This is a genomic window from Streptomyces sp. NPDC021019, assembly GCF_044333295.1.
Lineage (GTDB): Bacteria > Actinomycetota > Actinomycetes > Streptomycetales > Streptomycetaceae > Streptomyces.
The window spans coordinates 2,009,758-2,022,834 of the sequence record NZ_JBIRQR010000001.1 but is presented as its reverse complement, the minus strand read 5'-3'; the positions used below and the strand labels follow the sequence as shown (position 1 = coordinate 2,022,834).

Genomic DNA, 13,077 nt, shown 5'->3' with positions numbered 1-13,077 from the left:
TCGCCGTGGCGGATCCGGCCCGGCGAAAATTGGCAGGACCGATGTCAGTGGTGAAACGTAAGGTCACCCCTGATGCCCAAAAAGCCTGCAGAGCGCACGGACCGGTCCGCCGTACGCTCCCTCCTGCGCCTGTGGCCCTATGTCCGACCCGTGCGCGTGCGCCTGTTCGCGGCCGCCTTCGTGGCGATCCTGGCGTCCTGCCTGGGGCTGGTGATCCCGCTGGTCCTGAAGTGGATGGTGGACGGTCCCGTCGCCGGACGCGATCCGGGCGGGGTGTGGCTGGGGGCGCTGTACCTGCTGCTGCTGGGTGTCGCGGAGGCGCTGCTGTTCGGATTCCGGCGGTGGCTGGTGGCGCGCCCACTGGCCGGGGTCGAGGCGTCGATGCGGGCGGATCTGTTCCGCCATCTGCAACGGCTGCCGGTCGCGTTCCACGACCGCTGGGCCTCGGGTCAGCTGCTGTCGCGCGGGACGACGGACCTGATGCTGCTCCGGATGTTCCTGGCGTTCCCGCTGACCTTCCTGGTCGTCAACACGGCCACGATCCTGGTCGGGTTCGTCATCCTGTTCGCCCAGGACTGGACGCTCGGTCTGGTACTGCTGGCGCCCGCGGTGCCGCTGGTGATCCTGTGCTCACTGTTCGAGACGAAGTACTCGGTGGTCGCGCGCCGGGCCCAGGACCAGGTCGGCGACCTCACCACGGTCGTCGAGGAGAGCGTGCTGGGCATCCGGATCGTCAAGGGATTCGGCCGGCACCGCAGCCAGGCGCAGGCCTTCCGGGCGCTCTCGCACCGGCTGCGCACCACGGAGCTGGGCAAGGCCCGGCTGCTCGCCGGGGTCTGGGCGCTGATCACCGCCATCCCGGAGCTGGCGATCGGCGCGGCGCTGGTGCTGGGCACGGTCCAGGTGGCGGACGGGACGCTGTCGGCGGGCACGCTGGTGGCGTTCCTGTCCACGGCGCTCGCCCTGCGCTGGCCGGTGGAGTCGATCGGCTTCCTGCTGGCCATGAGCCAGGAGTCGGCGACCGCGACCGACCGGTATTTCGAGGTGATGGACGTGGCGGAGGAGCCCGGGGCCGTCGCCGTACGGGAGAGCGCGCCGGCCACCGCCCCGGGGATGGTGTTCGAGGGCGTCGAGTTCCGCTACCCGGACGCGGATCCGGACTCGCCGCCGGTCCTCGCCGGGATCGATCTGCACGTCCGGCCCGGTGAGACGCTGGCCCTGGTCGGGGGTACGGGGTCGGGCAAGACGACGCTGACCGCCCTGGTGCCCCGGCTCCACGAGGTGACCGGCGGGCGGATCACGCTGGACGGCGAGGACATCGCCACGATGGAGCGTTCGCGGCTGCGGGAGCTGGTCTCGGTGGCCTTCGAGGAGCCGACGCTGTTCTCCGCGACGGTCGGCGAGAACGTGACGATGGGCGCGGCCGAAGCGGACGAGAAGCAGGTGCGTCGGGCGCTGTCGGTCGCCCAGGCCGACTTCGTGCACGAGCTGCCCCGAGGGCTGGACACCGAGGTCGGCGAGCAGGGCCTGAGCCTGTCCGGCGGCCAGCGTCAGCGCCTCGCGCTGGCCCGCGCCGTGGTCGGGGAGCCGCGCTTCCTGGTGCTGGACGACCCGCTCTCCGCGCTGGACGTCCACACGGAGACGCTGGTGGAGGCCGCGCTGCGGCAGGTCCTGGAGCGGACGACCGCGGTGGTCGTGGCGCACCGGCCCTCCACGGTGATGCTGGCCGACCGGGTGGCGCTGCTGTCCGGGGGGCGGATCGCCGCGGTCGGTACGCATCAGGAGCTGTTGCGCGACAACGCGGAGTACGCCTGGCTGATGTCGGGCGCGGGCAGCGAGCCCGCCGAACGGACTCCCGCCGGCCCGGTGGACGCCTCCACAGCACCGGTGGATACCTCGGCCGCACCGGCCCGCACGCCCGCGGCGCCGGTTGGCGCGTCCGCCGCACCTGGGGACGAGCCCGTGTCGCCGCCCCCCGCCACTTCGGTGAGCGCCCCCGTACAGCAGGTCCCCGCCGAGGAGGGCAGTGCCCGATGACCACGACCACCGACGACGCCTCGCTCCCGGCCACCGACGACGACGGCACGCCGAGGAGCCGGGTCGCGCCCGCGCCCGGGCGCGCGGACGACCCGTTCGACCGGGACGACCTCCCCGCGCCGCCCGGGGCGACCAGGGCGCTGCTGTTCTCGCTGCTGACCCCCATGCGGGGCCGGGTCGCGGTGTCGGCCCTGCTCCTGCTCGTCCAGCAGGTCGCGATGCAGGCGGGCCCGCTGCTGGTGGCGTACGCCATCGACAGCGGGGTTCCGGCGTTCCGGGACCACGACTACGGGCCGCTGATCGCGGTCGCGATCGCCTACACACTCTGTTCCACCGGCGCGGGCGTCCTCCAGTACGCCTTCGTCCGGGCCGCAGCACGGATCAACCAGGACGTGCTGCTCGATCTGCGCGGCCGGATCTTCCGGCACGCACAGGCGCTCAGCGTCGACTTCCACGAGCGCTACACCTCGGGCCGGCTGATCTCGCGCTCCACGACGGATGTGGAGTCACTGCGGGAGCTGCTGAACGAGGGGCTCCAGGAGCTGATCGGCGTGATTCTGTCGTTCGTGTCGATCGCGTTGGTGCTGCTCTGGCTGGACCTGGGGATCGGCGCGATCGCCACGCTCTCCTTCGTACCGCTGTATCTGATGGTGCGCCTGTACCGGCGGCGGGCGTCCGTCGCGTTCGCGGCGCGGTCGACGGCGATCGCCGCGGTGATCGTGAAGTTCGCGGAGACGATGAACGGCATCCGTCCGGTCCAGGCGTTCCGCCGCGAGCGGAGCAACGACACCGTGTTCACGGCGCTGAACACCCGCCACGAGCGGACGAACGGTGACGCGATGCTGGAGATGGCGCGCTATGTCGTCGGTTCGCGGCTGATCGCGAACACGGCGGTGGCCGGCATGGTCCTGTGGGGCGCCTACCGGGTCGCGGACGGAACACTGGCGCTCGGGGTGCTGGCGGCGGCGGTGCTGTACATGCGCCGGCTGTACGACCCGATCGACCGGCTGGGCATGTTCCTCAACTCCTACGAGTCGGCGGCCGCCTCGCTGGCGAAGATCGCCGGTCTGCTGGCCCAGACGCCGAACGTCCCGGAGACCGACCGGCCGAAGGAACTGCCGCCGCGCCAGGGCGGGCTCCCCGGCCGGGAGGTCACGTTCGAGGGGGTGCGGTTCGCCTACCGCACGGGCGGCGAGGTGCTGCCCACGTTCGACCTGCACATCCCGGCGGGCCGGACGGTGGCGGTCGTCGGGTCGACGGGCGCGGGCAAGTCGACGCTGGCCAAGCTGCTGGCCCGCTTCTACGACCCGACCGAAGGCCGGGTCCTGCTGGACGGCACCGACCTGCGCGACCTGGACACCGCCGAGCTGCGCCGGGGCGTGGTGATGGTGACGCAGGAGGCGTTCCTGTTCTCCGGGACGGTCGCGGAGAACATCGCGATCGGCCGCCCGGACGCCACCCGCGAGGAGATCGAGCACGCCGCGAGGGCGATCGGCGCGCACGACTTCATCGCCGCCCTGCCGGACGGCTACGACACGGACGTACGCAAGCGGGGCGGGCGCATCTCGGCGGGTCAGCGGCAGTTGGTGGCGTTCGCCCGGGCCCTGCTGGCGAACCCGGCGGTGCTGATCCTGGACGAGGCGACCAGTTCCCTGGACGTCCCCGGTGAGCGGGCCGTGCAGCGGGCCATGGACACGGTGCTGCACGGCCGCACGGCGGTGGTGATCGCCCACCGGCTCTCCACGGTGGAGATCGCGGACCGGGTGCTGGTGATGGAACACGGCCGGATCGTGGAGGACGGCGCACCCGCCGAACTGATCGGCGGGACGGGGCGGTTCGCGGGGCTGCACCGGACGTGGAAGGACAGCCTGGTCTGAGCCGAGGGTGTTCGTCACCACCGAAGGGGGCTACTGCCGAAAGGCGCTGACGGTACGTGGCCGGGTGGGGAAGCTGTTGTCTGTGACACGGGCCTTGCCGGCTTCCGGACTCACTCGCGGTCTGCTCGAAGAAGCCAGTGCTCCACCGGGACGACCTCCGCCCGCTGCGGGAACAGCTTCTCGGTGAGCATCCGCCCGGCCGTACCCCCATCACCACGTAGACACCCCATCACCACGTAGATCACGGGGATGCCGGCAGGCGGGCACCGTCGATGGCCCCGCGCAAGCGCCGCAGATACCGGAATCGTCGTCGGCGATGGCCCAGCGTCCCGTTGGACGTCCATCACGGAAGCTCACTGTTCACCGTGCTCGCCACCCCTTCTCCGTTGGGAAACACGCGCAGGTCCGGCGGACCGACGTGGCCGCGAGCTCCTACGCGCCCTTCCGATGGACGTTGGACACCTGGGGCCGCGCCCGGGGTCATAACGGCAACAGTTCCGGGGCGGCGAGGTCACGCCACGCCTGGCGGGCGAAGACGTCGAGGCGGTCGGTGACGACCTGGACGGCGATGTGGTCGGCCCCGGCCCGGTAATGCGCGGTGAGCCGGGCGGCGATCTCGTCCGGTTTGCCCCAGGCGAACAGCTCGTCGATCAGCCGGTCGCTGCCGCCGTCGGCCAGGTCCTCGGCGGTGAACCCCCCGCGCAGCCAGGCCGTCCGGTAGTTGCCCAGTGCTAGGTAGGGGGCGAGCATGCCCCTGGCCGTGGCCCGTGCGGCCCCCGCGTCGGTGTGCGGAATGACGGTCTGCTCCAGCGCCAGCAGAGGCCCTTCGCCCAGCGTCGACCTGGCCCAGGCGGTATGGGCGGGGCTGACGAGGTAGGCATGCACTCCCGTGGACCCGGCGGCTGCCAGCCGGGTCATCTGTGGCCCGTGCGCGCCGACGATGCGCGCGGTCGACGGCAGGGGAGGAGCCGCGGCGTCCAGCGCCTCCAGATAGGAGCGCAGCGCGTGGTACGGCTCGCGGTACCGGCCGGAGACTTCGGCATGGCTGACGCCCAGGCCCACCAGCAGCCGGTTCCGCTGCCGCTCCGGCAGAGCGTGGTAGGCGGCGGCGAGTTGGCCGGGCGGCCTGTCCCAGATGGACACGCAGCCGGTCGCGACGGTGATGCGGCTCGTCGCGGACAGGACCACCGAAGCCGTGCGCAGGTCCCCGCGGGGGTTGCCGCCCGGGTTGCCGCCGAGCCAGATGGCCCCGTACCCGAGCTCCTCCAGCTCGGTCGCTGCGTCCCGCGCCTCCGCGTGGTCCCCGTGCGTGAACGCCAGGCTCCAGATACCGATCGTTCCGAGACGCATGAAGAAGCCCTCCCCGAGTGCGGAAGCTCCGTTGTAGCGGTGCGGGCGGGCCCTGGCGCCCCGAAGGCCCCGCGCTGTCCGGAAGCCGCCCGTCGGCGTCCGGCCGCCCCACCTTGACTCGCCGCCCGACGGAAGGAGACCGGCCCGGACCGGTCGGTCGGGGCGCGGCCGGCCCCGGGCGAACGGATGCGCTGCCCGTGAGACTCAGCCCGGCAGCAGCCGCACCGCCGCGTCCCGCAGCCAGGTGCGTTCCGTGCTCATGAAGCGGTGCAGGGTCCGCGAGCCGAAGGCGGTCCGCTGGGCGCTGCGGCGGCGTTCGCGGTCGTAGGCGCGCAGGGCGCCCTCGATGCCCGCGGGGCCCGGGGGCGCTGCGGCCAGCGCACGGCTCAGGGCGTCCGCGTCCAGGATCGCGGTGCAGGCGCCCTGGCCGAGGTTGGGCGTCATGGCGTGGGCCGCGTCGCCGACCAGGGCGACAGGGACGGGCCGGGCGTCGGAGGACGCACGGGACGCGGGCCGGGCCCCGGAGGGGACACGGGAGGCGGGCCGGGTGCCGGTGGCGACGAAAGTGGGCAGCGCCGGGTAGAGGTGGAGCATCTCGTAGCGGATCCAGGTGGCCGGGTCGGTGGCGTCCAGGATGCGCGGTACCGGGTCGTGCCAGCCGGCGAAGGAGGCGCGCAGTTCCTCGGCGGTGGTGGCCTCGGGCACGGTGGCGTACCAGTTGGTGCGGCCCGGTTCGACCGGAGTCATCCCGAAGAAGCGCCCGCTGCCCCAGGTCTCGCCGTGCACCGGGCTCTCGAAGTCGGCGAGGCCGATCCAGGCGACGGTGCCGATCCGGCGGGGTCCGCTGCGGTCGCCGAAGCGGGCGGTGCGAACGGCGCTGCGGATGCCGTCGGCGCCGACCACCAGGTCCTGTCCGGCGGGGAGGGCGTCCATGTCCGTGACCCTTTCGCCGAACTTGAGCGGGACGTCGCCGAAGGTCTCGAGGGCCGCGACCAGGGCGTCGACCAGGCGGAAGCGGGAGATGAGGAGTTCGGGGCGGCCCGCCTTGCGCTCGATGCGCTCCAGCGGAAGGCGGCCGATCGATGTCCCGTCCGGGGTGCGGATGTGCGCGTCGCGGTAGGGCACGGCGTGGTCGCGCAGCGCGTCGCCCACGCCGAGCCGGTCGAGCGCGGACTGTGCGGTGGGGTGCATGCCGAAGGCCCCGCCGTACCGCTCCAGTTCGGTGCGCCGTTCCAGCACCGTGACCGTCCAGCCCGCGCGGCGGAGTCCGATCGCGGTCGCCAGACCGCCGATGCCCGCGCCGACCACGGTCGCCGTTCCTGTCATGTCGCGCTCCCGAGCTCGTTCGGACCGTACGGAGGAGGCCGTACGGAGAACCACCACATCTGTGGTACCACGGATGGGGTAGCCTCGCCAAGGACAGACCGAGAACGCGGCAGCGGTACGGGAGTGAGGGAGCGCGCGTGAATCCGGACCGCCGGGACCGACTGCGGGACGCGGCCGTCGAGGTGCTGGCCGGGGAGGGCGGGCGCGGACTGACCCACCGGGCCGTGGACCGGGCGGCCGAGGTGCCGCCGGGGACCGCCAAGAACTACTTCCCGACCCGGGACGCGGTGCTGCGCGCGGCGGCGGAGCGCTGCCTGGAGCAGTACCTCGCACTCACCGCACGGCTGGCCGCGACCCCGGGTCCGACGGACCGCGAGAGCTTGACGGCCCTCTTCCGCTCACTCCTGGAGAACGTCGCGGGTCCGGGCCGCTCCCGGCTGCTGGCGGTGCTGGAACTCCAGGCCGAGGCGACCCGGCGACCCTGGCTGTCCGCCATCCTCGACCCCATGGCGAGCGGGGATTTCGTGGGCATGGAGCTGGCCCAGCGCGCCGCCGGACTGCCCGTCACCCCGCAGCGGGCCGCCGTCGTCACCCTCGCACTGCACGCGGCGATCCCGCATCTGCTGACGAACGGCCCGGCCACGCTCGCGGCGTCGGGACTGGACGACGTGGACCGCTTCGTGCGCGACCTCCTGGACGCGGTGTACCCGCCGGGGGCCACCACCCGAGCGCCTCGGCCGCCCCGCGCCCCCTCCTGACGGATCGGCGTGTTCCGGCGCGTGAATCTGGCCAGAACCCGACGCCGTCTCACCAGGCGGTCATCCCACCCCTTCCCGCCCGCGGCACCGCGGCGCCCTTCACCCACGAAACCTGTGGCCACCCTGTGAATACCGGGCCCCCCAACCCCTGGTAACACTCCGGCAATGATCAGCGAAACGTCCGCTTAACGAACATGACCTTTCCGGCAACGAACGAAAATCGGCCAACTTGTTGACGCGGTCCTGACAGGTGCGGTCATCTGCTGACACTCTTCACCCCGTTCCGCGCACCGCCTGCACCGTCCGGACGGCCCGTCCAGCGCCGCCGGTACCCCCCTCGCAGAAGGAGTCCGCGTGAGATCCACGCCCAGCCGCCGCGCCACCGCGACCGGCGCTCTGATCGCCGCAGCAGCCCTCATAGCCGTCGCCATTCCGTCCGGCGCCGCGACCGCCACCTCCGCTCCCGCCTCGGCCCCGCTCGGCGGCATCACCGCCGGCACGAAGGCCGACCCGGGCGCTCTGCCCGTCAAGCTCTCCCCCGCCCAGCGCGCCGAGCTGCTCAGCGAGGCGAACGCCACCAGGGCGGCCACCGCCAAGGAGCTCGGCCTCGGGTCCACGGAGAAGCTCGTGGTCCGCGATGTCGTCCAGGACCGCGACGGCACGACGCACACCCGCTACGAGCGCACCCTGAACGGGCTTCCCGTCCTCGGCGGCGACCTCGTGGTCATGGAGTCCGCGGCCGGGGCGACCGAGGGCGTCAGCAAGGCGTCGAAGGCGACCAGCGCGCAGCTGAAGGCCGTCGGCCTCACCCCCGACGTGACCCCGGCAGCGGCCGAGCAGCAGGCGCTCGCCGCGGCGAAGGCCGAGGGCTCGAAGGCGAAGAAGGCCAGCGAGGCCCCGCGCAAGGTGGTGTGGCTGGGCAGCGGATCCCCGCAGCTCGCGTACGAGACCGTGGTCGGCGGACTCCAGCACGACGGTACCCCGAACGAGCTGCACGTCCTCACGGACGCCGCCTCCGGCGAGAAGCTCTACGAGTGGCAGGCCGTCCACAACGGCACGGGCAACACGCAGTACAACGGCCAGGTCACCCTGGGCACCGCGCCCTCGTACACCCTGACCGACACCACGCGCGGCAACCACAAGACGTACAACCTGAACCGGGGCAGCTCCGGCACCGGCACGCTGTTCTCCGGCCCGGACGACATCTGGGGCGACGGCACGCCGCAGAACGCCGAGACGGCCGGCGCGGACGCCCACTACGGCGCGGCCGAGACGTGGGACTACTACAAGAACGTGCACGGCCGCTCCGGCATCCGCGGTGACGGCGTCGGCGCGTACTCCCGCGTCCACTACGGCAACAACTACGTCAACGCGTTCTGGCAGGACAGCTGCTTCTGCATGACGTACGGCGACGGCAGCGGCAACGTCAAGCCACTGACCTCCCTGGACGTCGCCGCCCACGAGATGACGCACGGCCTGACGTCGGTCACGGCCAAGCTCGTCTACAGCGGCGAGTCCGGCGGCCTCAACGAGGCCACCTCCGACATCTTCGCCGCGGGTGTGGAGTTCTACTCCGACACGGCCCAGGACCCGGGCGACTACATGGTCGGCGAGAAGATCGACATCAACGGCGACGGCACCCCGCTGCGCTACATGGACAAGCCCTCCAAGGACGGCGCGTCCAAGGACTACTGGTACTCGGGCATCGGCAACGTCGACGTCCACTACTCCTCGGGCCCGGCGAACCACTGGTTCTACCTGCTCTCCGAGGGCAGCGGCGCCAAGACCGTCAACGGCGTCGACTACGACTCGCCGACCTCCGACGGGCTCCCGGTGACCGGCATCGGCCGGGACAAGGCCGCGCAGATCTGGTTCAAGGCGCTCACCACCAAGTTCACCTCCACGACCAACTACGCCGCGGCCCGCACCGGCACGCTCGCGGTCGCCGGTGAGCTGTACGGGACCACCAGCCCCGAGTACGCGGCCGTGGCCCACGCCTGGGCCGGCATCAACGTGGGCGCCCGCCCCGGCGGCGGCAACCCCGACCCGGGCGGCAAGGTGTTCGAGAACACCACCGCGGTGACCATCCCGGACGCCGGCGCCGCCGTCACCAGCGCGGTTACCGTCTCCGGCGTGACCGGCAACGCGCCGAGCACCCTCAAGGCGGACGTCAACATCACGCACACCTGGCGCGGTGACCTCGTCGTCGACCTGGTCGCCCCGGACGGCACCGCCTACCGGCTGAAGAACTCCTCCTCCGGTGACTCCGCGGACAACGTGGTGGCGACCTACACGGTCAACGCCTCGTCCGAGGTGGCCAACGGGGTCTGGAAGCTGAAGGTGCAGGACATCGCCCGCCAGGACACCGGGCGGATCAACAGCTTCAAGCTCACCTTCTGACCCACCGGGCCCACCGCCCGCGGGGAGACCGGACGGAACGGCCCGGGAGGGGTTCGCCCCCTCCCGGGCCGTTCGCCGTAGCGCGGACGCGGGGGAGCCGCGCACGGGGCCCGGCGCCGCGCGGGCGCCGGCCCCCCGGGCCCGCCGGGGCGAGCACTCAGCGCAGCAGCACGCCCGCGCCCTCCCCCGCCGCCTCGGCCGGCAGCGCGACCAGGCCCAGTTCGGCGCTGGTGGCCAGCAGCGGGTGGGCGGGCAGGACGCGCACGGTGTAGCCGTACGGTCCCGTCCGGTCCAGCGCGAGCGGCCCCTCGTACAGCCAGCGGTCCTCCAGGTCCTGACCGCCCGCCGGCTTCAGCGGGAAGGTCTGGGCGTCCGCGATCGCATCGCCCGAGTCGACCCGGCCCGCGACCACCTGGACCTCCACGTCGTCCGGGTCCAGGCCGCCGAGCGCGATCCGCACCCGCAGCGCCAGGGTGGCGCCGAGCTCCGCCGAGCCGCCCGCCGCGGTGTCGGTCACCGACTCCACATGGTCGACGGAGACCCCGCGCCAGGCCGCCCGGACCTTGGCCTTCCACTGGGCGAGGTCCCGCGCGGCCCCGGGATCCAGGGCCCGCCGGGACTGCGCGGCGGGGGCGTACAGGCGCTCCACGTACTCGCGCACCATCCGCCCCGCGAGCACCCGCGGTCCCAGAGCGACCAGGGTGGAGCGGACCATCTCGATCCAGCGGTCGGGCAGGCCCCCGGCCCCCCGGTCGTAGAAGCGCGGGGCGACGCGGTCCTCGATCAGCGCGTACAGGGCGTTCGCCTCCAGCTCGTCGCGACGGTCCTCGTCGGTCGCCGAGCCGTCGGCGGTGGGGATCTCCCAGCCGAAGTCCGGGTCGAACCACTCGTCCCACCAGCCGTCGCGCACGGACAGGTTGAGGCAGCCGTTCAGCGCCGCCTTCATCCCGCTCGTGCCGCACGCCTCCAGCGGGCGCAGCGGGTTGTTGAGCCAGACGTCGCAGCCCGGGTAGAGCTTCTGGGCCATGCCCATCCCGTAGTCCGGGAGGAAGACGATGCGGTGGCGGACCCCCGCGTCGTCCGCGAACCGCACGAGCTCCTGCACGAGCCGCTTGCCGCCGTCGTCGGCGGGGTGCGCCTTGCCCGCGACGACGATCTGGATCGGACGGGTCGGGTGCAGCAGCAGCGCCCGCAGCCGGTCGCGGTCGCGCAGCATCAGCGTGAGCCGCTTGTACGAGGGGACGCGCCGGGCGAAGCCGATCGTCAGGACGTCCGGGTCGAGGACGCCGTCGATCCAGCCCAGTTCGGCGGTTCCGGCGCCGCGCCGGCGCCAGGAGGCGTAGAGCCTGCGGCGGACCTCGGTGACCAGCTGGCCGCGCAGCTCCCGGCGCAGGTCCCAGATCTCCTGGTCTCCGATGCCGGTCACCGCGTCCCAGCGACGCGGGGCGCCGCTCCGCGAGGAGTCCTCGCCATCCACCGGGCCGCCCGCCAGCACCTGGTGGGCGCGGTCCTCGCCGACCTGGCCCGCGCCGAGCCGGAACACCTCGGGGGCGACCCAGGTCGGTGCGTGGACCCCGTTGGTGACCGAGGTGATCGGCACCTCGGCGGGGTCGAAGCCCGGCCAGAGCCCGGAGAACATCTCCCGGCTGACGGCCCCGTGCAGGGTGGAGACGCCGTTGGCGCGCTGGGCGAGCCTCAGGCCCATCACCGCCATGTTGAACAGCTCCGGCTCACCGCCGGGATAGGTCTCGGTGCCGAGCGGCAGGATCTTCTCGACGCCGACGCCGGGCAGCTCGCCGTCGTCGCCGAAGTGGCGGGCGACGAGGCCCCGGTCGAAACGGTCTATCCCGGCGGGCACCGGTGTGTGGGTGGTGAAGACGGTACCGGCCCGGACCACCTCCAGAGCGGCGTCGAAATCGAGCCCGGTGGCGGCCAGTTCATGGATACGCTCCAGGCCGAGGAAGCCGGCGTGGCCCTCGTTGGTGTGGAACACCTCCGGCTCCGGGGTGCCGGTCAGCCGGCACCAGGTGCGCACCGCGCGCACTCCGCCGATGCCGAGCAGCATCTCCTGAAGCAGCCGGTGGTCGCTGCCGCCGCCGTACAGCCGGTCGGTGACGTCGCGTTCGCCCGGGGCGTTCTCCTCGACGTCGGAGTCGAGCAGGAGCAGCGGCACCCGGCCGACCCGGGCCAGCCAGATACAGGCGTGCAGCGAGCGCCCGCCGGGCAGGGCGAGTACCACCCGGGCGGGGGCGCCGTCGGCCTCGCGGACCAGGTCGAGCGGGAGTTCGTTGGGGTCGAGGACGGGATAGTGCTCCTGCTGCCAGCCCTCGCGCGAGAGGGTCTGGCGGAAGTAGCCGTGCCGGTAGAGCAGGCCGACGCCGATGAGCGGGACGCCGAGGTCGCTGGCGGCCTTGAGGTGGTCGCCGGCCAGGATGCCGAGGCCCCCGCTGTACTGGGGCAGTGCCGCGGTGACGCCGAACTCGGGTGAGAAGTAGGCGACGGCGGAGGGCAGTTCCGCTCCGGCGGCCCGCTGCTCCTGGTACCAGCGGGGGCCGTCCAGATATTCGGCCAGGTCGGCGGAGACCTCGGCGAGGCGGCCGAGGTACTCCGCGTCCCCGGCCAGTTCGGCGAGCCGCCCGGCGGACAGCGAGCCGAGCAGGCGTACGGGGTCGGCGTCCGCCGGCCGCCAGCCCTCGGGGTCGGCGGACCGGAAGAGCTCACGGGTCTCGGTATGCCACGACCAGCGCAGGTTGCGCGCGAGGTCGTGGAGAGGTCGGAGGGGTTCGGGGAGGACAGGACGCACGGTGAATCGACGAATGGCCTTCACGTACTCCACCTTTACAGGGGACTTGCGCATCCGGGCGGACGCACCACGGTGTGCGTCCTTTCCGTCACCCCTGAAGGTAGCGGCCGTCCGTGGCGCCCTGCCACGGCGCGCGGACGGCGCGCGAGGTCCCGGCACGGCGGGTACGCGCCTCCCACAGGAGCACCTCGCACCCCGCCCGTGACCCCCCGTCACTCCGCTCACCTGGGGGTTTGGCCGATTTCACCCCGTACGCAGCCTTGTGGACCTCCCTGCCACAGGGAAGGCTGCCGTGTGGCGCCGCAGAACGGGTATCCGGAACCCGTGGAGGCGTTTCGGGCTCCCCCACGGACTGTCCCGCAGTTCCCGGCGGGGCCCGGGCTGTCGACTACGACCGATTGGTTGACACAGCGCCGGATTTCCCACCCGCGGACGCGGGGAAGGCTTTCCCGGTACGCGGCACGACCCCGCACAACCCGGCCCGCAGACGTTCTCCGTGCATCCAGAAACATGCGCGAAACCCCCG

General features: G+C 72.7%; 7 protein-coding genes. 4 read left to right on the top strand and 3 right to left on the bottom strand.

The annotated features are described in order from the left end of the window. Positions 1-72: 72 nt before the first annotated feature. Positions 73-2,037, top strand: coding sequence for an ABC transporter ATP-binding protein (locus ACH4RG_RS09350; protein WP_397924255.1), 1,965 nt, complete (start codon positions 73-75; stop codon positions 2,035-2,037). After that, positions 2,034-3,914, top strand: a complete 1,881-nt coding sequence (locus ACH4RG_RS09345) for an ABC transporter ATP-binding protein (RefSeq protein WP_397924257.1) — start codon at positions 2,034-2,036, stop codon at positions 3,912-3,914. The genes ACH4RG_RS09350 and ACH4RG_RS09345 overlap by 4 nt, the downstream gene beginning before the upstream one ends. 480 nt (positions 3,915-4,394) lie before the next feature. Here ACH4RG_RS09345 and ACH4RG_RS09340 read toward each other — a convergent pair whose 3' ends face one another. Together ACH4RG_RS09340 and ACH4RG_RS09335 are read right to left on the bottom strand one after the other, a co-directional pair. Next, complete coding sequence (locus ACH4RG_RS09340) at positions 4,395-5,264, bottom strand: TIGR03620 family F420-dependent LLM class oxidoreductase (protein ID WP_398539314.1); 870 nt, start codon at positions 5,262-5,264, stop codon at positions 4,395-4,397. A 204-nt stretch (positions 5,265-5,468) separates the two neighbouring features. Next, a complete protein-coding gene (locus ACH4RG_RS09335; RefSeq protein WP_397928883.1) occupies positions 5,469-6,590 on the bottom strand; it encodes an FAD-dependent oxidoreductase in 1,122 nt (373 codons plus the stop codon). A 137-nt stretch (positions 6,591-6,727) separates the two neighbouring features. On the opposite strand from ACH4RG_RS09335, the gene ACH4RG_RS09330 reads away from it, so the two are divergent. Both ACH4RG_RS09330 and ACH4RG_RS09325 read left to right on the top strand, forming a co-directional pair. Beyond that, positions 6,728-7,348, top strand: coding sequence for a TetR/AcrR family transcriptional regulator (locus tag ACH4RG_RS09330; protein WP_398539313.1), 621 nt, complete (start codon positions 6,728-6,730; stop codon positions 7,346-7,348). Between the two features lie 354 nt (positions 7,349-7,702). Then, positions 7,703-9,748 carry a M4 family metallopeptidase gene (locus ACH4RG_RS09325; protein ID WP_397924265.1) on the top strand — a complete coding sequence of 682 codons (2,046 nt, stop codon included), beginning with the start codon at positions 7,703-7,705 and terminating at the stop codon, positions 9,746-9,748. 157 nt (positions 9,749-9,905) lie between these two features. Here the strand turns inward: ACH4RG_RS09325 and glgP are convergent, their stop codons facing one another. Continuing rightward, the gene (gene glgP / locus ACH4RG_RS09320) at positions 9,906-12,575 is read right to left on the bottom strand and encodes an alpha-glucan family phosphorylase (RefSeq protein ID WP_398539312.1); all 2,670 of its coding nucleotides are present in this window, start codon (positions 12,573-12,575) and stop codon (positions 9,906-9,908) included. Positions 12,576-13,077: the final 502 nt, after the last annotated feature.